Raw genomic sequence first — 20,814 nt, forward strand, 5'->3', positions numbered from 1 at the left:
GTGACAAGGTCAAGCCATGGACTTCTCACCCAGCCCCCGCGCCCAGGAGCTCACCGAACTGGCGCGTGAGTTCCTCGCGACCGAGGTCGAGCCGATCGAAGCGGCGTACCACCACGAGATCTCGGAGATCCGCAACCGCGGTGGCGACCCGTGGGCGCCCCTCCCGATCATCAAGGAGCTCCAGGCCAAGGCGCGCGCCCAGGGCCTCTGGAACCTCTTCCTGCCCGCCGGCCACGAGGGCCCGTACGCCGAGAAGTACGGCACTCACGGCGGGACCGGCCTCAGCAACGTCGACTACGCCCCGATCGCCGAGCTCACGGGCCGGTCCTTCCTCGGGCCGCTGATCTTCAACTGCAACGCCCCGGACACCGGCAACATGGAGGTGCTCCTCAAGTACGGCAACCAGGCGCAGAAGGACGAGTGGCTCGACCCGCTGCTCGACGGCCGGATCCGCAGCGCCTTCGCGATGACCGAGCCCGGCGTCGCGTCCTCGGACGCGACCAACATGGAGCTGACTGCTGTCGTCGACGGCGACGAGATCGTCATCAACGGTCGCAAGTGGTTCATCACCGGCGTCGGCAACCCCGACTGCAAGGTCCTCATCGTCATGGGCCTCACCGACCCCGACGCCGACCGTCACCACCGGCACTCGATGGTGCTCGTGCCGCGCGACGCCCCCGGTGTCAGCGTCGCCCGGATGCTCCCCACGATGGGCATCTACGACGAGCCGATCGGCCACGGCGAAGTCGTGTTCGAGAACGTCCGCGTCCCCGTCGCCAACTTTGTCGCCGGACCCGGCGAGGCGTTCGCGATCGCCCAGGGCCGCCTCGGACCCGGCCGCGTCCACCACTGCATGCGCCTGATCGGCCTCGCGGAGAAGGCCCTCGAACTGGCCTGCCAGCGCGGTACCGACCGGATCGCCTTCGGCAAGCCGCTGGTCAACCTCGGCGGCAACCGCGAGCGGATCGCCGAGGCCCGGATCGCCATCGATTCCACCCGCCTCCTGGTGCTCAATGCCGCGTGGAAGCTGGACGTCGGCGGCCCGATGAACGCGATCAGCGAGGTCAGCCAGATCAAGGTCGCTGCCCCGCGGATGGCCCAGCAGATCATCGACTTCGCCATGCAGATCCACGGCGGCGGTGGCATTTCCAACGACTTCCCGCTGGCCGGCGCGTGGACCAACGCCCGCGCCCTGCGGCTCGCCGACGGTCCCGACGAGGTGCACCTCGGCATGGTGGCGCGCCTCGAGCTGGGCAAGTACGGCGTCAGCCGGTGACCCGGAAGCGCGTCCTCGGGAGCGCGCTGCTGCTGACCGGTCTGGGAATGAGCGGCTGCGCGGGCGAGGACCCGGTCAAGATCGACGAGCTCGATCCTGCGCTCAACGGGCTGGCCGTCGTCGACCACGAACTGGACTGCTACAAGCACGAGTTCAGCAAGCGCTGCAATGTCGACGTGGAGATCGAGGGCGACGCGACGAGCGAGGAGATCGCGGCGGTCGTCGGCGAACTCGAGAACTTCGCGGGTGAGTCCAAGGTGACGATCCAGGTCGTGCTGGCCGACACCGGCATCGGCGGCCGGATCGGTTCCGGCACCCACGCCGTCAGCGCCGGCGCGTCGATGGCCCTGGCCCGCGAGCTCGAGGTCGAGAGGTTCGACGGGCAGTTCGGCAGGGAGCCGAGGTTCTCGGTGACCCCGGGCGAGCCCGGCCGCCCCGAGACCACCGCCGTACAACTGGCCGACGTGGGCAACGCCAGCGTGGTCGTCCTCACTGCCGGTTGGCGCTACGAGGCCGAGCCCGGCGACGACCTGACCGACGAAGACGCCCTCCTTTCGGCCCTCGGTTCGTACGAGGTCGACGGCGCCACCGTCAGTGACGGCAAGGTGTCGATCCGCCTCGACGACGACGCCGACCTGGCCGCCGCAGAGAAGGACCTGCGTGCCGACCCGGCGTATGCCAAGGTCGCCTCCGTCGAGGTCGGGTACGACGTCAAGGCCGGACCCCCGCGCGACCACCGGTTCGACGACCTCGAGGTCATCGAGGAAGCCCTTGCGGACGACCCGGGCCTGATCGACGTCACGAACGATGGACGCTTGGAGTTCGTGGCAGCGAACCCGACCGACGGCCAGCGACTCGATCGGTTGCTGCGCGAGCGCGCGGCCGACGTCTACCGGGAGGTCGGCTCCGCATGGACCCTCGGGGACGTGGACGGACGCCACATCTCGGTGATCCAGCCGCAGGACGGGGGCAAGGACTGGGCCCTCGCCATCGCGCTCTGGGCGGACCCCCAATGGGCGGGCGCGAATGTCGTCGTCTCCGGTGACGAGTTCGCCCACGTCAACCTGTATCCGGTAGACGGGGCGACGCCGTACGACCTCGGTCTGGCCATGGCCGAGATGCAGGTCGACCAGGTCGGGGCACCGGTGACGCTCCGGCTCTCGATCACCACCGGACGCACCGACTACGACGTGAACTTCACCGGCAGTTCTCTCGCCCTGTCCGGGGACGTCCCGGTGCCGGATGCAACGCTGCAGGACCTGAAGGCCGGTTGGAGCAAGGGAGTGGAGACCCGATGAGCAAGAAGCGTGTCCTGATCACCGGCGGGGCGTCGGGCCTCGGCGCTGCCATGGCCGCGGCCTTCCGGGCGCGCGGGGACGACGTCCTCGTGGCCGACCTGCAACCGGGTCTCGACAAGCTCGACCACCCCGACGGCATCAAGCTCGACGTCACCTCCGACGACGACTGGGCCGCTGCCCTCACCTGGGTCCAGGAGAACTGGGGCGGCCTCGACATCCTGATCAACAACGCCGGCATCGCCACCGGCGGCCGGATCGACGTCGTGAGCCTCGACGAGTGGCGCAAGGTCATCGAGATCAACCTGCTGGGCGTCGTCCGCGGCTGCCGCACGTTCACGCCGATGTTCAAGGCGCAGGGGAGCGGTCACATCCTCAACACGGCGTCCCTGGCCGGGCTCGTGCACCCGCCCGGGATGTCGTCGTACACGGCGGTCAAGGCGGGCGTGGTGGCGCTCAGCGAGACGTTGTCCTACGAGCTGCACCCGCACGGCATCGATGTCTCCGCGCTGTGCCCCGGCTTCATCAAGACGCCGTTGGCCCAGTCGCTGGGCGGCAGTGACACCGTGATGGACGCCATCGCTGCGCGCCTGATCAACAAGTCGCCGTACACGGCCGAGCAGGTGGCCGCCGCGGTCCTCAAGGGCCTCGACAAGAAGGCGATGGTGATCCTCCCGGACCCGGCCGCCCGCAAGGCAGTCTGGACCAAGCGTTTCGCACGACCGTTGTACGACCGCGAGCAGCGGAAGTTCGGCGCCCGCATCAAGTCCATCACCGAAGGCCAATCATGAGGAGCGGCATGAGCAAGGGAACGATCGTCATCACCGGCGCCAGTTCGGGTCTTGGCGAGGAAATGGCGCGCCAGTTCGCCGATCTGGGCTACGACCTGGGGTTGTGCGCCCGTCGTACGGAACGCCTCGAGGCCGTGGCGGCGGAGATCTCCGCCGCCCACCCTGACACCCGGGTGATCCTCAAGGCACTCGACGTGAACGACGACGACGCCGTCTTCCGGGTCGTCCACGAGTTCGCTGCGGAGTTCGGCACGCTCGACCGCGTGATCATCAACGCCGGCCTGGGCAAGGGCGCGCCGCTCGGCACCGGGCGTTACCAGGCCAACCGCCAGACCGCGATGACCAACTTCGTCGCCGCCCTCGCGCAGACCGAGGCGGCCATGGAGATCTTCCGGGCGCAGAAGAGCGGCCACCTGGTCATGATCTCGTCGATGTCCGCCATGCGGGGCCAGCGCAAGACGATCACGACGTACGCCGCCACCAAGGCCGGCGTCGCGGCGCTGGCCGAGGGCTTGCAGAACGAGAACGTCCCCGGCATCGACGTCTCGATCATCTACCCCGGCTACATCCGCTCGGAGATGAATGCGAAGGTCGAGCAGAAGACGAAGTTCATGGTCGACACCGAGACCGGCGTCCGGGCGATGGTCGACGCGATCGAGAAGCGCAAGGCCAAGGCGTACGTCCCCGCCTGGCCGTGGGTGCCGCTGGGCTACGCCATGAAGCGCCTGCCCCTGTCCGTCGTACGGAAGCTGGCATGAACGACGCCGCCGAGGTCCGCGACGAGGACAGCTTTGACGTCGACGCCGTCGCGGCCTGGCTGGGCCGTGACATCGAGGAGGTCCGCCAGTTCGCGGGGGGTGCGTCGAACCTGACGTACCTGCTGAAGGTCTCGACAGGCTCGACCAACGGGCCTGACCTGATCCTGCGACGCCCGCCCGCGGGCACCAAGGCGAAGGGCGCCCACGACATGGGTCGCGAGTACCGGATCCAGTCCGCCCTCGCCCCCGTCTTCCCGTACGTCGCCCCGATGGTCGCGTTCTGCGAGGACGAGTCGGTGATCGGTTCGGAGTTCTACGTCATGGAGCGCGTCGCCGGCCACATCCCGCGCAAGGAGCTGGGCCTGGACCTGACCCCCGAACAGGTGCGCGCACTGTGCACCAACGTGCTCGACCTGCTCGTCGACCTGCACGGCGTCGATCCTGAAGCCGCGGGACTGACCACGCTCGGTAAGGGCGAGGGGTACGTCGCCCGGCAGGTCGGCGGCTGGATCGGCCGCTTCGGCAAGGCGAAGACGTGGAACGTGCCGTCGTACAAGAAGGTGATGCGTTGGCTCGACGAGCACCAGCCGGCTGACCGCGCCACCTGCCTGATCCACAACGACTTCCGGTTCGACAACGTCGTGCTCGACGAAGCCGACCCCACGAAGCCGATCGCCTTGCTGGACTGGGAAATGGCGACCCTGGGCGACCCGTTGATGGACCTCGGCGCCGTCACCGCCTACTGGGTGCAGGCCGACGACTCGAAGCTGTTCCAGCAGTTCCGTCGCCAGCCCACGCACATCCCCGGGATGCTCAGCCGGCGCGAGGTCGTCGACTACTACCTGGCGAAGTCGGGGTTCGAGCTCACCGACAAGGAATGGGCCTTCTACGAGGTCTTCGGGATGTTCCGGCTCGCGGTGATCCTGCAGCAGATCTACTACCGCTACCACCACAAGCAGACCAGCAACCCGGCGTTCAAGAACTTCTGGATCGCCTCCCACGTCCTGCACCGCCGGTGCCTCGCGATCATCAAGCAGGTGGGCTGAGGTGCGCATCGGCTACCTCGTCCGTCACGGACAGGCCTCCTTCGGCAAGAAGGACTACGACGCCCTGTCCGACCTCGGACACCTCCAGGCGCGGGTGCTCGGGCGCGAGCTCGCGGCGCGGGAGATCACGCCGGACCTGATCATCCGCGGTGGACTGCGCCGGCACCGCGAGACGGCCGACGGCATCCTCCAGGGCCTCGAGCAGCACGTGCCGGTGGCCGTCGACGAGGACTGGGACGAGTTCGACTTCCAGCACGTCATGGAGGTCCACAAGCCGCTCTACCGCTCGCGCGCGCTGATGCTCGCCGACCTCGCACGCACCCGTCAGCCGAAGGCGGCGTTCCAGGCCGTCTTCGAGGAGGCCACCGCCCGCTGGATCGGCGGCGGCCACGACGAGGAGTACGACGAATCGTTCCCCGCGTTCGCAGGCCGGGTCGAGGGCGCCCTGGAGCGGATGACCGAGCGCGGCCCCGAGAAGGGGACCGTGCTGGTGGTCAGCTCCGGCGGCCCGATCGGCCTGGCAGCATCGCTGCTGCTGGCCGGCGACACCTCACTGTGGGGGTCGCTGAACCGGGTCGCGGTGAACACCGGCGTCACCAAGGTGATCCACGGGCGCACCGGGTTGAACCTGTCGTCGTACAACAGCCACACCCATGTCGAGCACGACCGGGAGTTGCTGACCTACCGCTGACTTCCGCCACTACGGTGAGCACATGCGTCGTTCGGTGCTTCTCCACGATGTGGCCCGGGTTCCCGATCCCTTGCGGCGGGCGCGGATTCCTCGCCCCCTCTCGTCGGTGACGACGATCGGTGACGAGGCCGATCCCGCCTCGGTCGACATGACGGTCGAGGGGATCGAGACGATCTGGGACGGCGTCCGCGGGCTCTATCGCAGCGGCGTGCACCCGGCGATCACCCTGTGTGTACGCCGACGCGGGGTCGTCGTACTCAATCGGGCGATCGGTCACGCGCGCGGCAACGGTCCGGCGGACGGGCCGGACGTCCCGAAGGAACTGGCCACGCCGGAGACGCCGTTCTGCATCTTCTCCGCGGCCAAGGCCATCACCGCGACGCTCATCCACCGCCTCGACGAGGAGGGCCTGCTGCACATCGCGGACCCGGTGGCGGAGTACCTCCCGGAGTTCGCGCGGCACGGCAAGGAGGGGATCACCCTCGCGCACGTGCTGTCGCACCGTGCGGGGATCCCGGCCATGCCGAAGGGCGCGCTGGACCTGGACCGGCTCGATGACTGGGAGTTCCACCGCGAGCTCATGTACGACTCGAAGGCCGTGATGCGGCCGGGTCGGCGCCAGGCGTACCACGCGGTGTCCGGTGGCGCGGTGCTCGGCGAGGTCGTCCGCGAAGTGACCGGCCAGACCATCCGTGAGGTGCTGGCCGACCGGATCCTTGATCCGCTGGGCTTCCGCTGGACCAACTACGGCGTCGCTCCCGAGGACGTGGCGAAGGTGGGGCTCGCGTACCCGACCGGACCGCCGCCGGTGCCGCCGATCTCGACCTTTCTGACCCGCGCCCTGGGCGGTGTCGCGCCCGACGAAGCGACCCGGATCTCCAACGATCCCCGCTACCTGACGGGGATCCTGCCCGCCGCCAACGGGGTGAGCACGGCCGAGGAACTCAGCCGTTTCTTCGAGATGCTGCGCTGCGGCGGTGAACTGGACGGCGTCCGGGTGCTCGAGGAGCGGACCATCCGTCGTGCCCTGATGCCGCAGTCACGCCTCGAGGTCGACCTGAGCCTCGCGCTGCCGATCCCGTTCAGTTACGGCTTCATGCTGGGCACGCCCAAGGTTGGCCTGTACGGCGACGCACCCGGCGCCTTCGGACATCTCGGCTTCTTCAACATCCTCGGGTGGGCCGATCCGGCGCGCGAGTTGTCCGTCGGCATGATCACGTCGGGCAAGTCGGCGATCTATCCCGAGGTCACGCGGTGGCTCGACATTCCCTACCGGATCGGAAAGGCCGCACCTGCGAGGGTTTCTGGCTCCTGAGACTCAGCGTGCGGCGCGGGCCGCACCTTCGGAGATGAGGAACTGCCCGGCCGTGTAGGTCGCCATGACGACCGACTCGAGCCGGTCGGGCGGGTTGGGGATGAGGAACGTGCGCGCGCCGAGGATCGAGTCGGATGCCATGAACGTCGCGGCACCGACAGCGGTCAGCAGGCGTGCGGTGCGGGGAAGCGAGGCGTCGAGGTGGTTGGCGTGCGCGACCATGGCGGCGAGGGTGGCGGAGTAGCCGAGCATGGTGGCGCCGAGGGCCTTCTCCTGGCGGTACGCCGCGAACGCGACACCGGGCGCGGTGACCGCCCAGATGCCCGCGACGCCGAGGGCGACCTTGTTGTCCTTCATCGCGGCGGCCTTGCTGTTGCGCAGGAAGCCCGTGATGTAGGCGAGGTGGCCCACCCCGAACGAGCCCGCGCCGGCCCCGAACATCTTGTCGCTGTGCCCCAGGAGCAGGACGTCCCCGCCCCAGCCGGCTGCCTGCGCAGCGATCGTGGTGGCGCGCAACGGCGACCCGGCGGCCTTCTGGTTCGTCGCCAGCGAGGCGCCCAGGACGGGCATCAGCAGCGGCTTGGTGACGTAGCGCGCCTTGTGCGCCGACGGCCGGCTGGAGCCGGCGAGCCAGGTGTCGGTGGCGGCAAGGGCCGCGAAGGCCAGCTTCAGCTTGGTCGAGGTGCGCACCTGCGCAATCTAGTGACTCCTAGGGTCCCGGCCCCAGATAAGGAGCAAGTTGGAGCGCGAGGTGCAGCCGCAGCCGGTCCTGGCCGCGGGAGAGGTCCGATCCGGTGGCCTTCTCGACCTGCGCGAGCCGGTGATAGACGGTCTGGCGGTGCACGGACAGCCGGGTCGCCGTACGCCCGGCGCTGCCGGCCTCGTCGAGCCAGATCCGCACGGTCTCGAGTACGTCGACCGCGGCTCCCGTCAGGAAGGCCTGCATCTGCTGGTCGATGACCGCCGCGGACAGGTCGTCGTCGCGGGCGACGCCGAGCAGGGCGAGCGGGCCGAGGGCCTGCCACGCGACGACCTCCCCGGGGGCACGGCTGCGGGCGACGCGCAACGCGACCTCGGCGCCGCGGTAGGCGCGGGCCAGTTCGTCGATGCCGTCGACGGTGGGGCCGACGGCGACGCGGGTGGCCCGGTCGAGGGCGTCGACGCGGCGGCCAAGGCCGATGGCCGTGAGCAGCCCGCCGAGGTCTGCGCTGGCCGGGACCAGTCCGGCGCGGACCACCGCCCCGGCGACGCCCGGGCTGGACCGCACCCACACCACGCCGGCGCGGCTGGGGCGGCTGGCGATCTGGTCGAGCAGGTCGGGGCGTTCGACCAGGACGCAGCTCAGCGGCTCGCGCAGGTCGAGGCTGCCGGCGTGGGCGAAGTCGACGGCCGAGGCGCGGGCGGCGACGTGCCCGCCCTCGACGAGTTCGCGGAAGAGCGCGTCGCGGTGACCCTGGCGGCGTTCGGCGACGTTGAGCAGGCCGGCCGCGGCCTCCGCGATCCGCATCGCTTCGGGCCAGGTGGACTCGTCGATGTGCTGGTCCGGGTCGATCAGCCAGAAGTACCCGTGGACCCGGCCGAGGTGGCGGGCCGGGACGCAGAGTCGGGCGGCGATGCCGAGGTCCGGGTCGGCAGGGGTGCGGAGCGGGCCGGGGGAGTCGGCGATGCCCTGCGCCTGGAACCACGCGCGCACCTCGGTGCTCGATCGCCGCTCCAGGATGGAGCGCTGCCGGATCACGTCCACGACGTCGTCGTTGCGGTGGTCGGAGAAGCCGATCAGCTGGAAGTCGGGGTCCTCGAGCGTGCAGGGCGCGTCGACGAGACGGGCCAGATCCTCGATCAGGTCGTCCAGCGTTGCCATTGGACAAATGTCGCACATTCGCCACGGATTGGTGTGACGAGTGTCCGTTCCGTGTGACCCGCGCCGCTCCTAGCGTGGAGCCATGCTGAGCCAGACCCTGAACCGCGCCTCCCGCAGCGCCCGCGCCCGCCGCGCGGTCGAGTCGATCCCCGTGACCCGCAATGTCGTCGACCGGTTCGTCGCCGGCGAGACCACCGCCGACGCCGTACAAGCGGCGCAGCGCCTGGTGGCTGGCGGCCGGGCGATCAGCATCGACGTCCTCGGCGAGGACGTCACCGACATCGCCGGTGCGCGCGCCACGCGCGACGGCTATCTCGCGTTGCTCTCGGCCCTCGCCGCGGCCGATTCCTCAACGGGCGCGGACGTCTCGCTCAAGCTCTCCGCCCTCGGCCAGGCCCTGCCGTCCGGCGCGGACATCGCGACCGACCACGCCCACGAGATCTGCGTCGCGGCCGCTGCCGTCGGCGCCACCGTCACCCTCGACATGGAGGACCACACCACCACCGACGCGACGCTGCTGGCCGGTACCGAACTGCGCAAGGAGTTCGGCTGGGTGGGCAACGTGCTGCAGTCCAACCTGCTGCGCACGCCGGCCGACATCACCGCGCTCGCCGGCTCCGGTGCGCGGATCCGCCTGGTCAAGGGCGCCTACCGCGAGCCCGCCACCGTCGCGCTGCCGCGCAAGGCCGACGTGGACCGCGCCTACGGCCGCGCCATCGACGCGCTGATGATCTCGACCTGCTACCCGATGATCGCCACGCACGACGAGACGATGCTGACCCGCGCCGCCTTCCAGGCCAATGTCGCCGGCCGCGACGCCGACCAGTGGGAGACCCAGATGCTGTACGGCGTCCGGACCGACCTGCAGCAGCAGACGGTGGACGCCGATCTGCAGATGCGGGTCTATCTCCCGTTCGGCACCGACTGGTATGGCTACTTCATGCGCCGTCTCGCCGAACGACCCGCCAACGTCGCCTTCTTCATTCGCGCGCTCACCCACCGCTCCTGATCCGGGACCAAGGAGAAAACTCATGGACGCCATCACCACCCCGCCGGTTCCGATCAACGAGCCGAACCTGACCTACGCACCCGGGAGCGCCGAGCGCACGGCACTGACCGCCGAGCTCGACACCCAGTCCGGTGCCAGCCCTCGCCAGTTCGACGCCTACATCGGCGGTGAATGGGTCGCGGGCGGCGGCGAGGAGTTCCAGGTCGTCCAGCCGCATGCGCACCAGAAGGTGCTGGGCGTGCTCCGCAACAGCTCCATCGACGACACCGTCCGTGCGGTCGACGCGGCCCGGGCAGCGGCGCCCGAATGGCGCGGGTTGTCCTTTGACGAGCGGGCCGCCGTACTGCTTCGGGCAGCGGAGCTGCTGGCCGGTCCGTGGCGCCAGCGGATCAACGCCGCGACGGTGCTGGGTCAGTCGAAGACGTCGTTCCAGGCCGAGATCGATGCCGCGTGCGAGCTGATCGACTTCTGGCGATTCAACGTCCATTTCGGTCGGCAGATCCTGGCCGAGCAGCCGATCGCGAACAGCCCCGGCATCTGGAACCGCACGGACCACCGTCCGCTCGAGGGCTTCGTCTACGCGATCTCGCCGTTCAACTTCACCGCGATCGCGGGCAACCTGCCGACCGCGCCGGCGCTGATGGGCAACACGGTGATCTGGAAGCCGTCACCCACACAGCAGCACGCGGCCTCGCTGACGATGGAACTGCTGATCGAGGCGGGCATGCCGCCGGGCGTCATCAACATGCTCCCGGGCGATGGCCTCGCGGTCTCCGAGGTCGCGCTGACGCACCCGGACCTGGCGGGCATCCACTTCACCGGTTCGACCGGCACCTTCCAGAAGCTGTGGAGCACCGTCGGGACGAACCTCCCGAACTACCGCACCTACCCGCGTCTCGTCGGTGAGACCGGCGGCAAGGACTTCGTCATCGCCCACCCGTCGGCCGATCCCGACGTGCTGCGCACCGCGTTGATCCGAGGCGCCTTCGAGTACTCCGGCCAGAAGTGTTCGGCCGCCTCCCGCGCCTACGTCCCGCGCTCCCTGTGGGAGCGGATGGGCGACGACCTTGCATCCCAGACCGACGCCCTGCCGATCGGCGACCCGGCGGACTACGCGAATTTCACCGGCGCCGTGATCGACGCCCGCGCTTTCGCGAAGCACACCGAGGCCATCGCCCGGGCTCACGCCACCGCCGGGCTCGAGGTCATTGCTGGTGGTACGACGGACGACAGCGTCGGCTGGTTCGTGCGCCCCACGATCGTGGTCGCCGAGGACCCGACCGACGCGATGTTCTGGACCGAGTACTTCGGCCCCATCCTCGTCATCCACGTGTACGACGACCGCCAGCCCGGCGCGTTCGAGGCGATCGTGAAGCAGGCCGAGTCGGCGGCGCCGTACGCCCTGACCGGCTCGATCCTCGCCACCGACCGCCACGCGATCGACTGGGCGAGCAAGGAGCTGCGGTTCGCCGCCGGCAACTTCTACGTCAATGACAAGCCCACCGGTGCGGTCGTCGGCCAGCAGCCGTTCGGCGGTGGCCGTGCGTCGGGCACCAACGACAAGGCCGGCTCCGTCCTCAACCTGCTCCGCTGGACGTCCCCCCGCTCCATCAAGGAGACGCTCGTCCCGCCGAAGGATCACCGCCACCCGCACCAGGGCTGACGCCAAGCCGCTCCGCCCGGTGGTTGAGGTGCGAGGAGCGCCAGCGACGAGCCTCGAAACCCCGCTCCGCCCGGTGGTTGAGGTGCGAGGAGCGCAGCGACGAGCCTCGAAACCCCGTTCCGCCCGGTGGTTGAGGTGCGAGGAGCGCAGCGACGAGCCTCGAAACCCCCGGACCTGCGTACGTGAGGTGGGCCCGGAGGTTTCGAGGCTCGCTGCGCTCGCACCTCAACCACCGGGCGGTTCGCTGCGCTCGCACCTCAACCACCGGGCGCTTCGGCGTCGTCCGCTTCCTCGGCCGCCCGGAGCTGGACCGCTGCCCGCCGTGACAGGTCCGGCAGGGCGTCGTACTCCTCATTGATGAGTGCCTCGCGTTTCTTGCGGCTCCAGCCCTGGATGCGTTTCTCATAGGCGAAGGCATCGTCGATGCGGGCGAACCAGGTGCACCAGGCGAGTTCGACGGGTCGGCGACGGCGGGTGTAGAGGGCGCCGAGGTCGTCGGAGTTGTGTTGCCAGATGCGTCCTTCGAGGTCGACGGTGCTTCCGACGTAGTAGGAGTCGTCACTGCATCGCAGGATGTAGGTCCAGGGCATGCCGTCGAGGTGCCCGTCGCGAGGGGTTCTCGAAACAAGGCGGACGGCGCCCTGTGGATGGGAGCGTGATCCGCCCGGTGGTTGAGGCCTGCCCGGTGGTTGAGGCCCGCCCGGTGGTTGAGGTGCGAGCGAAGCGAGCCTCGAAACCCCCGGGCCCACCTCGCGTACGCAGGCCCGGAGGTTTCGAGGCTCGTCGCTGGCGCTCCTCGCACCTCAACCACCGGTCCAGCCGGAGGTTTCGAGGCTCGTCGCTGGCGCTCCTCGCACCTCAACCACCGGTCCAGTCGGGGGTTTCGAGGCCTCAACCACCGGACTGAACCCCCGGGCGGGCGTAGCCTGACGCCGTGACCAGCACGAAGCCGGCGCCGCCGGTGACGCAGGAGGTGCGGTTCTGTCGCGCCGATGACGGGGTGCGGATTGCCTGGGCGCGGCACGGGTCCGGGCCGCCGTTGCTGATCGTGTCGTGCTGGCTGAGCCATCTGCAGCACGACTGGCAGAGCCCGGTGTGGCGGCACTTCCTCGACGACCTCGGCGATGTCGCCACTGTCGTCCGGTACGACGAGCGCGGGTTCGGCCTGTCGGACTGGGAGGTCGGCACCGAGGTCGCGGACTTCTCCCTGGAACGCCGCCTCGCCGACCTCGAGACCCTGGTCGAGGCGACCGGCCTGGATCGGTTTGCGGTGCTCGGCATGTCCGGCGGCGCGCCCGTGGCACTGGCGTACGCGCACGCTCACCCCGATCGCGTCACCCGGATGGTGCTGTACGGCGGCATGGCGGCCGGTGGCCTGCAGCAGGACGACGACGCGGCGGAGGAGGCGTTCCTGGCCATGATCCGCGCGGGCTGGGCGCGGCCGGATCCGTTGTTCCGTCGCGTGTTCACCAACGCGTTCATCCCCGGTGCCAACGAGCAGCAGATGGAGTGGATGGACGAACTGCAACGCACATCGACCAACACCGAGAACGCCGTGTGCAGCCGGATCGCCCGCCACCAGGTGGATGTGGCGCCGCTGCTCCCGGAGGTCGTCGTACCAACGCTCGTGCTGCACGCCGAGCGGGACCGGGTCGCGCCGGACTGGGGTCCGAAGCTGGCGGCTGAGATCCCTGACGCGCGGCTGGTGATGCTGGACTCGGCCAATCACGTACTGCTCGCCGACGAACCGGCCTGGCCCGTGTTCCTGCACGAGGTCGGATCGTTCCTCGGCGAGGACCGGGCGCAGGTTCCGGTGTCGAACCTGTCCGCGCGCGAACGCGAGATCTTGCTGCTGGCCGCCGAGGGCCTCGACAACACGGCCATCGCGGACCAGTTGACGTTGAGCGTGCGCACCGTGGAGCGGCACTTCCAGAACGTCTACCTCAAGCTCGGCCTCTCCGGCCGTACGGCGCGCGCCGCGGCCGTCGCACGCGTCCTGACCTGAGCGACGCGCAGTCACTACGTACGCGTCGGGCTCCCGACGCGAGTTCGGCTACGCGTGAGCGCCGATGCTGCGAGGTGCCCGAATTCCTAGATTCGAGGTGTCGGCGAAACCGCCGAAAACCCTCTAGGAATCAGGGAGATCGCCATGTCGAACAAGGCCGTCATCAGTCTCGCCACCGGACTCGAAGACCCCGAGAAGGTCACCGTCGCGTTTCTGGTCGCGCTCGGCGCTGCCGAGCACGGCCGCCCCACGCTGATGTTCCTGACCAAGGAGGCGGTGCGGCTCGCCGTACCCGGGACTGCGGTGGGCCGGTCCTGCGAGGGCTGCCCGTCGCTGCCGGAGTTGCTGGCGCGCTATGAGGCTGCTGGTGGCACGTACCTTGTGTGCCCGCTCTGCTTCAACGCCAAGGCGCTGGACCCGGAGAACCTGATCGCTGGCGCCACCATCGGTGGAACCGTCCCGATGTGGCAGTGGATCGGCGACGAGGGTGCGACGAGCTTCAGCTACTGAGGCCCTCGCAAGTTCGTCGAGTAGCCCGAGCCGCCAGGCGAGGGCGTATCGAGACGCCTCAGCCGCGACCGACGCGCAGCATCTCCTCGCGGTCGCCGACCTTGATCCGGGTGCGGCCGACGGCCTCGCCGAGCGCGATCTCGTGGGCGTCCAACCGCTCCCACGCGACATCGGTGGCGACAGCGACCTGACGCGAGCGGAGGTAGGCGTCGACGTCCTCGGGGGTCCGCGACCAGGCGGTCTCGGCGGTGTCGGCGAGCAGGTGGCCGACGGTCTCGGCGGCGTCGCTCTTGGTGTGGCCGATCAGGCCGACGGGGCCGCGCTTGATCCAGCCGGTGACGAACGTGCCGGGGATCGGGTTGCCGTCGAGGTCGAGGACCCGGCCGGCGTCGTTCGGGATGACCGCGCGACGCTCGTCGAACGGCAGGTCCGGGAGGCCGGTGCTGCGGTACCCGACGGCGCGGTAGACGGCCTGGACGTCCCAGTCGGTCACCTCGCCGGTGCCTTCGACGTTGCCGTCCTCGTTGGGCGAGTGGGTGCGCTCGGTGCGGAGCGTGGTGATGCCGTCGCGGTCGCCGAGGATCTCGACGGGCGCCTCGGCGAAGTGCAGGTGGATCCGGTGCGGCTTGCCGACCGGGTCCGCGCCGACCCAGCTGGCGAGCGTGTTGAGGACCATCTTCTGGGCCTTGTGCTGGGCGATGTGCTCCATGCCGTGCTTGTCGACGTCGAACCCCTCGGGGTGCACGATCACCTCGACGTTGGGCGAGTGGTTGAGCTCGCGCAGTTCCAGCGGCGAGAACTTCGCGTACGCCGGCCCGCGGCGGGCGAACACGTGGACATCGGTGATCGTCTTGGCCGCGAGGCCTTCGTAGACGTGCTGCGGGATGTCGGTGGTGAGCATCTCGTCGCCGGTCTTGGCGAGCACCCGCGCGACGTCCAGCGCCACGTTGCCGACTCCGACCACGGCGACGCTCTTCGCGTCCAGGGGCCAGGTCTGCGGGGCGTCCGGGTGGGCGTCGTACCAGGAGACGAAGTCCGCGGCGCCATGCGATCCGGGGAGGTCCTCGCCGGGGATGCCGAGGTCGCGGTCGGCCTTGGCGCCGGTGCTGATGACGACGGCGTCGTAGAACTCGCGCAGCTCCTCGAGCTTCACGTCGACGCCGAACTCGACGTTGCCGAGGAACCGGACGTCGGGGTGGGCCAGCACGCGCTGCAGCGCCTTGATGATCTCCTTGATCCGCGGGTGGTCCGGCGCGACGCCATACCGGACCAGGCCGAATGGCGCGGGAAGGCGCTCGAGGATGTCGATCGACACCGGCGTGCCCGACTTGATGAGGTTGTCGGCGGCGTAGATACCGGCGGGGCCACCGCCCACGATCGCAACGCGAAGAGTCATGTCGATGAGTCTGTCGACGAACCCGAGGTCACAGAACGAGGTTGTGGTTGGGTACTCACAAGGTAGCCTTGTGAGTGTGCTGAGTCCCCACGTCCCGGAGCTGCGGGCCCTCGAACTTCTCGTCGTGGTCGCCCGCACGGGCAGCCTGGGCGCTGCCGCCGCGGAGTTGGGAATCAGCCAGCAGGCCGCGTCGTCACGGGTGCGGACCATGGAGTCGCTGGTGGGGGAGCCGCTGGTGACCCGCAGCAAGCGTGGCTCGGAGCTCACCCCGACCGGCGAACTCCTCGTGCAGTGGGCCAGCCGCGTCCTCGACGCCGCGCACGAACTCGACGCCGGCATCGCCGCGATGCGCGTCGACCGCCGAGGCCACCTCGCGATTGCGGCGAGCCTGACGATCGCCGAGCACCTGCTGCCCGGCTGGCTCGTCGGTCTGCGCACCCAGCAGGTCCAGCGCGGTCAGACGCCCGTCGACATCACCATGACCGCCACCAACACCGAACGCGTCACCGAACTGGTGCTGGCCGGCGAGGTTGCGCTGGGCTTCGTGGAAGGGCCGGACGCACCGGACGGCCTGCAGCGACGGCTGGTCGGCACCGACGAACTGGTCGTGGTGGTCGGCCCCACGCACCCGTGGGCGCAGCGATCCCGCCGCCGCGTGACCGCCGAGACGTTGGCGGCCACGCCCCTCGTCGTACGCGAGGCGGGCAGCGGCACGCGCACCGTTCTGGAACGCGCCCTGGCCGACCTGCCGCGCGCCCAACCCGTCCTCGAGTTGTCGAGTACGGCGTCCGTCCGGGCCGCTGTTGCTGCCGGCGCCGGCCCCGCCGCCGTGGGCGCGCACGCCGTCGGCGACGACCTGGCCACCGGCCGGCTGATCCGGATCACCGTGAGCGGCCTGGACCTGACCCGGCGACTCCACGCCGTGTGGCAGGGCGGGCCACACCCGCCCGAAGGCCCGGCGCGCGAGCTGGTCGCCTGGGCGGCCCGCGGCGCTCGCTGACCCGTTGGTCGAGGAGGTTGCGCAGCAACCGTCTCGAGACCCAGAAGGCCCCCGGCGCGACGCCGGGGGCCTTCTGGTCTGCTGCTCTCCGGGTTGTCAGTCCAGGAGGTGGGACATGGCCGCGGCGATGAAGTCGCGACGCATCGCGGCCGTGGTCAGGCCCTCGACACCGAAGCCGGTGAACACGGTGTCGTCGGTGACGGTGCCCGCTCCTTCCTCGAAGGCCGTCTGGCTGCGCTCCCAGTTGTTGGTGGTGCGCGACCCGGCCGGCGCGGCCGACGGGGTCCAGCCGCCGAGGCCGTCCTCGAACGACGTCGTCGTCGACGTACCGTCGACCACGACCTCGGTGTCATCGACGAACACCCCGAGGCCCTGGGTGCCCCAGTCGGTGATGTAGGAGATCGACACCTCGACCTGCTTGCCGGCGTACGCCGTCAGGTCGATGTTCCACTCCTGCCAGCCGCCGCTGCTGCCTGTCGCGGCGTTCCACGCCCCGGTGGTCCCGGTCGGGGAGCAGTCCGCGCCCTGGTAGTGGGACACGAACGGGTGGATCGCGTCCCAACCGGCCGCGCACGTCTCGCCGGTGCCTTGCGAGGTGTGGCCGTTGGCGTCGGGCAACGTGGTCCAGTTCTCGGTGCCCACCTCGCGGGCCTCGACGACCACGTAGTCCCAGTCCGCCTCGGTGTCGTGCGACATCTGGAAGGTCAGGGCACCCGACGAGGCGCCCGCCATGTCGACCGTCCGGCTGAGTCGCTTCCATGCCTGGTCCGCCGTCTGGCTGAAGACGTACCACTCACCGGTGTGCGGGTCGAAGGGCGCGCCGCCGGGGCGGCCCCACTCGATCGGCTCCGAGCTCGCGAACTGCGGGAACTCGGCCTCGGGCAGGAAGCTCGAGGTGGTCAGCAACGAAGCCGTGTGGGCCTGGTTGTCGGCGCTGTCGCCACCGTTGAAGGTGCCGGCGAAGCCCTCGAACGCACCGGAGTCGCCCTCGACCGGGAACGGGTTGCCCGTGTCGGGGTCGGTACCGCCGTCGCTGACGTAGTTGTAGGCACCGAGCCAGTACTGCAGGAAGTCGTTCTCCAGCGGCAGGCAGGGATTGGCCCGGACCGTGCACTCCGGCGGAGCCGTCGGCGAGTAGAAGTACGTCGCACCGGTGCCCTGCGCGAACAGGTTGTACTGGCCGGTGACCAGCGCCTTGCCTCCCTCGTTGAGGTAGTCACGCACCGTGAGCTCGAGATCCTGGGCCAGCTTGGCCGCCGTGCCGCCCGGCTGCCCCGCGGCGCGGGTGATGACGTCGTCGCCCGACTCCCAGACGATCGCGTCGTAGTGGGAGAGCACGCCGAGGTGGTGCGGAGCGCGGCGGGCGTTGACGTCGACGTCGTAGACGTCGGAGGAGTAGCCGGCGGCCGTGAGGGCCGCCGCGTAGTCATCGGCGTACTTCGAGCTGGTGACCCCCTGGGCCGGGCTGACGCCGGTGACGTCCTCCGCGGCCAGGATCAGCACGTCGCCGCCGATGTCGTCGGCCACCGTGTAGGTGAACGGCTCGCTCTTGACCGGGCCCTTGCCGGGCTTGAGGCCGGTGAACCAGACCTCGACCGAGTCGCCCGGCGCCGTACCGGTGACCTTGCCGCGGAACTCGCCGTAGTAGTCGTGGTGGGTGTCGCCGTAGCGCTCACCGCCCTGCCACAGCGAGGTCTTGACGGACGTGGGTGCTCCGCCGTTCACGGAGTAGCGAAGTCGCAGGTCCTTGATCGCCTTCTTCGCGGTGACCGCAACCGGCTGGGTGGTGCCGTGCGACACAGCGAACGGGTCGGAGACCAGGTCATCCGCGGTCCGCGGCGTGCCCTCGTCCTTGACGGCCGAGACCGGGTCGTCGGGGTCCTTGGCCGACGTGGCGACCGACAGGGCGAACGGGATGTTCTTCTCGAACTCGGCCTGGATCAGTTCCTCGTCGTCGGGGAAGTTGAAGCCGGAGAGGCAGTCCGCGGCCTCCCACTCGTCATCGGGGATGGAGTCGGAGACCGTCTCGCAGGTCGTCATCTCCGGCGTGAAGCCGAGCGTGCCGTGGGCGACCTGGGCGTGGGTGTCGGTGTCGCCGTTGGTGGTGTAGAGCTCGGCGGAGATGTCCGGGTCGTAGCCCGGGACCGCCGGGTTGGCGTCGTCGCCCACCATGGCCTCGTAGATCACGTCGTCGGGCGCCGGCGTGCTCACCTGCCAGCCGATGCCGTAGAGGAGGAGCTCGGCGGCGGAGTGGTAGTTGATGTAGAACTCGAACCCGACGCGGGCCATGAGGGCGTCGAGCGCCTTGGTCTCCGGCTCGGAGTTCGGGCCCGCGCCGCGGAAGGTCTCGCTGGCCGGCTCGGGCGAGGAGCCCTCGTTGTCCCAGCCCCACTTGACCGCGAAGTTGCGGTTGGGGTCCACGCCGTCACCGGGGGTGATCGTGCCGTCGCTGTTGTTGTCGCGGAGGTTCTTGCGCCACAGGCGGTTGTCCTCGGTGAAGGTGAAGTCGTAGCCGTCCGGGTTGGAGACCGGCAGGAACCACAGCTCGGTGGTGTCGACGAGCCCCGTGATCGCGGGGTCGGAGCCGTAGCTGTCGATGTAGTGGTGCATCAGCCGGCGGACCATCTCGGGGGTGATCCACTCGCGGGCGTGCTGCGCGGCGCCGTACAGGACCGAGGGCCGCTTGCCGTCGTTGAGGGCCCGGGCGTTCTTGGTGACCTTGAGCGCGAGGATGTCCTGGCCGTTGATCGTCTGCCCGACGGTGACGAGCTTGGTGATCCCGGGGTTTGCCGCGGCGGTCGCGCGGAGTTCGTCCTCGATGCCGCCGTCCTCGCTGTAGGACCGGTAGGCGTCATAGCCGGCGAGGTTCTGCAGCCGGGCCGCCTCGGAGGCCTTGCGACCGTTGACTCGCTTGACCGTGACGTCGAGCCCGCCCTTGCGCAACTGCGCCGCCTGGGCCTCGGTGATGACGGCGTCGAGCCGCACCCGGCCCTGCCCCGCGTCCTCGTGGGTGACGTGGTGGGTGTCGACGCCGACCTCCTCGAGCGTCTCGAGCTCGCCGGGGGCTGCCTCGACGACGTAGACCTCGAGACCCCCGCCGCCGTTGTCCCGGCTGGGGTTGGTGTTGGCGGGCGGACTGGCGGTCAGCAGTCCGGCTGTCAGGGCGGTGAGTGCTAGCGCGGTGGGTAGGTAGCGCACGGTCGACCTCAACTTCATGTGTGGAAGGCGGATGGTCCTGAACACACATTGGTTGTGATCTGGGTCACGGTCAAGGGCGTGAGCCGGGGGAGTCTCAGGCGTGCGCCTTGGCGCCCTTCGCCATCAACCGCGCGATCGACTCATCCGTGCACGACGCCCAGAAGCCGCCGACCATGTCCTCGACCTGGCTGAACGAGTCCGCGACGTACAGGACGTTCTGGTAGTCGGTGATGTCGTAGCTGGTGCTGCCCATGTCGACGATGTCGAGGGGGCGGATGTCCATGCCGCGGAACGCCTCGATCTCGCCGGGGGAGGAGAGGATGCCGGCGCCGTACGTCTTGAGGTCGCTGCCCTCCCAGAGGATGCCGAACTCGAGCGTGAACCAGAAGACCTTGCTGATGAACTCGAGCGCCTCAGTGGTGCGGACGCGGCGCGAGGCCTGGCCGGCGAGCTCGTAGAGCGCGGTGAAGCGCGGGTTGGCGAGGGTGTTGCCGTGGCCGACGACTTCGTGCAGGACGTCGGGCTCGGGCGTGTAGAGCGGCACCGAGTGGTGGCGGACGTACTGGGTGGACCAGAAGGACTTGTCGGCGAGCGAGCCGTAGAAGTCGCGCAGGGGCACGAGGCCGGCGGCGGGGGCGTAGCGCCATCCGGTGAGCGGGGCGAGCCACTCGCTGACCTCGGACAGTTGCGGGATGCGGTCGATCGGCAGGCCGAGCGACTCCTTGCCGTCGAGGAACTCGCGGCAGGCGTAGGCGCGGTGCTTGGTGACGAGCGCTTCGCTCACGACGCGCCACACCTTGTGCTCGGCGTCGGTGTACTCCGCGGTGGGGCAGGGGGTGCGGGGCCGCCAGGCGTTGGCCAGCGTGGCGAGGGCGTCGCGACGGGCGCGGTAGTCGGCGTCGGCGAAGCCGGGGTGGTCGGCGCCCAGGTGGACCTTGAGGGATCCGTCCTCGTCGGTCGTCACGGGGGCAAAGGTCTGCGCTTCCTCAAACATGCCTCC

Annotated in this window: 18 protein-coding genes; 12 read left to right on the forward strand and 6 right to left on the reverse strand. The window is 69.8% G+C overall.

The window, feature by feature from the left end:
- Window positions 1-16: 16 nt before the first annotated feature.
- From HRC28_RS11235 to HRC28_RS11265, 7 genes are read left to right on the forward strand one after another with little or no spacing between them, the layout of a single operon-like run.
- Complete coding sequence (locus HRC28_RS11235) at window positions 17-1,276, forward strand: acyl-CoA dehydrogenase family protein (RefSeq protein WP_182380159.1); 1,260 nt, start codon at window positions 17-19, stop codon at window positions 1,274-1,276.
- Entirely contained in the window at window positions 1,273-2,574 is a 1,302-nt protein-coding gene (locus HRC28_RS11240; RefSeq protein ID WP_182380160.1) for a hypothetical protein, read from the forward strand. Before HRC28_RS11235 ends, HRC28_RS11240 begins: the two co-directional genes overlap by 4 nt.
- Window positions 2,571-3,362: an SDR family NAD(P)-dependent oxidoreductase gene (locus HRC28_RS11245; RefSeq protein WP_182380161.1), complete on the forward strand. Its 792-nt coding sequence runs from the start codon at window positions 2,571-2,573 to the stop codon at window positions 3,360-3,362. Before HRC28_RS11240 ends, HRC28_RS11245 begins: the two co-directional genes overlap by 4 nt.
- Window positions 3,363-3,370: 8 nt before the next feature.
- Window positions 3,371-4,120: an SDR family oxidoreductase gene (locus tag HRC28_RS11250; protein ID WP_182380162.1), complete on the forward strand. Its 750-nt coding sequence runs from the start codon at window positions 3,371-3,373 to the stop codon at window positions 4,118-4,120.
- The gene (locus HRC28_RS11255) at window positions 4,117-5,166 is read left to right on the forward strand and encodes a phosphotransferase family protein (protein ID WP_182380163.1); all 1,050 of its coding nucleotides are present in this window, start codon (window positions 4,117-4,119) and stop codon (window positions 5,164-5,166) included. Before HRC28_RS11250 ends, HRC28_RS11255 begins: the two co-directional genes overlap by 4 nt.
- Before the next feature lies 1 nt (window position 5,167).
- Complete coding sequence (locus HRC28_RS11260) at window positions 5,168-5,857, forward strand: histidine phosphatase family protein (protein ID WP_237111799.1); 690 nt, start codon at window positions 5,168-5,170, stop codon at window positions 5,855-5,857.
- 22 nt (window positions 5,858-5,879) lie between these two features.
- Window positions 5,880-7,172, forward strand: a complete 1,293-nt coding sequence (locus tag HRC28_RS11265; RefSeq protein WP_182380164.1) for a serine hydrolase domain-containing protein — start codon at window positions 5,880-5,882, stop codon at window positions 7,170-7,172.
- Between the two features lie 3 nt (window positions 7,173-7,175).
- Here the strand turns inward: HRC28_RS11265 and HRC28_RS11270 are convergent, their stop codons facing one another.
- Together HRC28_RS11270 and HRC28_RS11275 are read right to left on the reverse strand one after the other, a co-directional pair.
- Complete coding sequence (locus HRC28_RS11270) at window positions 7,176-7,862, reverse strand: lysoplasmalogenase (RefSeq protein WP_182380165.1); 687 nt, start codon at window positions 7,860-7,862, stop codon at window positions 7,176-7,178.
- 19 nt (window positions 7,863-7,881) lie between these two features.
- Entirely contained in the window at window positions 7,882-9,033 is a 1,152-nt protein-coding gene (locus tag HRC28_RS11275) for a helix-turn-helix domain-containing protein (protein ID WP_182380166.1), read from the reverse strand.
- An 82-nt stretch (window positions 9,034-9,115) separates the two neighbouring features.
- On the opposite strand from HRC28_RS11275, the gene HRC28_RS11280 reads away from it, so the two are divergent.
- Together HRC28_RS11280 and pruA are read left to right on the forward strand one after the other, a co-directional pair.
- Window positions 9,116-10,042 (forward strand): proline dehydrogenase family protein, encoded by a 927-nt coding sequence (locus HRC28_RS11280; protein WP_182380167.1) that lies wholly within the window; start codon window positions 9,116-9,118, stop codon window positions 10,040-10,042.
- Between the two features lie 22 nt (window positions 10,043-10,064).
- Window positions 10,065-11,705, forward strand: a complete 1,641-nt coding sequence (gene pruA / locus HRC28_RS11285) for an L-glutamate gamma-semialdehyde dehydrogenase (protein ID WP_182380168.1) — start codon at window positions 10,065-10,067, stop codon at window positions 11,703-11,705.
- Window positions 11,706-11,962: 257 nt separating this feature from the next.
- Here pruA and HRC28_RS11290 read toward each other — a convergent pair whose 3' ends face one another.
- Entirely contained in the window at window positions 11,963-12,295 is a 333-nt protein-coding gene (locus tag HRC28_RS11290) for a GIY-YIG nuclease family protein (protein ID WP_182380169.1), read from the reverse strand.
- Window positions 12,296-12,639: 344 nt separating this feature from the next.
- Here HRC28_RS11290 and HRC28_RS11295 point away from each other — a divergent pair, with 344 nt between their 5' ends.
- Both HRC28_RS11295 and HRC28_RS11300 read left to right on the forward strand, forming a co-directional pair.
- Window positions 12,640-13,710 carry an alpha/beta fold hydrolase gene (locus tag HRC28_RS11295; protein WP_202033305.1) on the forward strand — a complete coding sequence of 357 codons (1,071 nt, stop codon included), beginning with the start codon at window positions 12,640-12,642 and terminating at the stop codon, window positions 13,708-13,710.
- A 144-nt stretch (window positions 13,711-13,854) separates the two neighbouring features.
- Window positions 13,855-14,220, forward strand: coding sequence for a DsrE family protein (locus tag HRC28_RS11300; RefSeq protein WP_182380170.1), 366 nt, complete (start codon window positions 13,855-13,857; stop codon window positions 14,218-14,220).
- A 58-nt stretch (window positions 14,221-14,278) separates the two neighbouring features.
- Here HRC28_RS11300 and HRC28_RS11305 read toward each other — a convergent pair whose 3' ends face one another.
- A complete protein-coding gene (locus HRC28_RS11305; RefSeq protein WP_182380171.1) occupies window positions 14,279-15,616 on the reverse strand; it encodes an FAD-dependent oxidoreductase in 1,338 nt (445 codons plus the stop codon).
- Between the two features lie 76 nt (window positions 15,617-15,692).
- Between HRC28_RS11305 and HRC28_RS11310 the strand changes: the two genes are divergently transcribed.
- The gene (locus tag HRC28_RS11310) at window positions 15,693-16,616 is read left to right on the forward strand and encodes a LysR family transcriptional regulator (RefSeq protein ID WP_202033307.1); all 924 of its coding nucleotides are present in this window, start codon (window positions 15,693-15,695) and stop codon (window positions 16,614-16,616) included.
- A gap of 96 nt (window positions 16,617-16,712) precedes the next feature.
- Here the strand turns inward: HRC28_RS11310 and HRC28_RS11315 are convergent, their stop codons facing one another.
- Window positions 16,713-19,832 carry a M14 family metallopeptidase gene (locus tag HRC28_RS11315; protein WP_182380173.1) on the reverse strand — a complete coding sequence of 1,040 codons (3,120 nt, stop codon included), beginning with the start codon at window positions 19,830-19,832 and terminating at the stop codon, window positions 16,713-16,715.
- A gap of 76 nt (window positions 19,833-19,908) precedes the next feature.
- Window positions 19,909-20,808: a phenylalanine 4-monooxygenase gene (locus HRC28_RS11320; RefSeq protein ID WP_182380174.1), complete on the reverse strand. Its 900-nt coding sequence runs from the start codon at window positions 20,806-20,808 to the stop codon at window positions 19,909-19,911.
- Window positions 20,809-20,814: the final 6 nt, after the last annotated feature.

The organism is Nocardioides sp. WS12 (assembly GCF_014108865.1).
GTDB lineage: Bacteria > Actinomycetota > Actinomycetes > Propionibacteriales > Nocardioidaceae > Nocardioides.

Excerpts from the sequence above, each read along its gene's own strand:
- HRC28_RS11250 (WP_182380162.1), top strand. The coding sequence starts at position 3,371 with ATGAGCAAGGGAACGATCGTCATCACCGGCGCCAGTTCGGGTCTTGGC.
- pruA (WP_182380168.1), top strand. The coding sequence starts at position 10,065 with ATGGACGCCATCACCACCCCGCCGGTTCCGATCAACGAGCCGAACCTG.
- HRC28_RS11305 (WP_182380171.1), bottom strand. The coding sequence starts at position 15,616 with ATGACTCTTCGCGTTGCGATCGTGGGCGGTGGCCCCGCCGGTATCTAC.
- HRC28_RS11315 (WP_182380173.1), bottom strand. The coding sequence starts at position 19,832 with ATGAAGTTGAGGTCGACCGTGCGCTACCTACCCACCGCGCTAGCACTC.
- HRC28_RS11275 (WP_182380166.1), bottom strand. The coding sequence starts at position 9,033 with ATGGCAACGCTGGACGACCTGATCGAGGATCTGGCCCGTCTCGTCGAC.
- HRC28_RS11255 (WP_182380163.1), top strand. The coding sequence starts at position 4,117 with ATGAACGACGCCGCCGAGGTCCGCGACGAGGACAGCTTTGACGTCGAC.
- HRC28_RS11245 (WP_182380161.1), top strand. The coding sequence starts at position 2,571 with ATGAGCAAGAAGCGTGTCCTGATCACCGGCGGGGCGTCGGGCCTCGGC.
- HRC28_RS11235 (WP_182380159.1), top strand. The coding sequence starts at position 17 with ATGGACTTCTCACCCAGCCCCCGCGCCCAGGAGCTCACCGAACTGGCG.
- HRC28_RS11265 (WP_182380164.1), top strand. The coding sequence starts at position 5,880 with ATGCGTCGTTCGGTGCTTCTCCACGATGTGGCCCGGGTTCCCGATCCC.
- HRC28_RS11320 (WP_182380174.1), bottom strand. The coding sequence starts at position 20,808 with ATGTTTGAGGAAGCGCAGACCTTTGCCCCCGTGACGACCGACGAGGAC.
- HRC28_RS11300 (WP_182380170.1), top strand. The coding sequence starts at position 13,855 with ATGTCGAACAAGGCCGTCATCAGTCTCGCCACCGGACTCGAAGACCCC.
- HRC28_RS11290 (WP_182380169.1), bottom strand. The coding sequence starts at position 12,295 with ATGCCCTGGACCTACATCCTGCGATGCAGTGACGACTCCTACTACGTC.
- HRC28_RS11280 (WP_182380167.1), top strand. The coding sequence starts at position 9,116 with ATGCTGAGCCAGACCCTGAACCGCGCCTCCCGCAGCGCCCGCGCCCGC.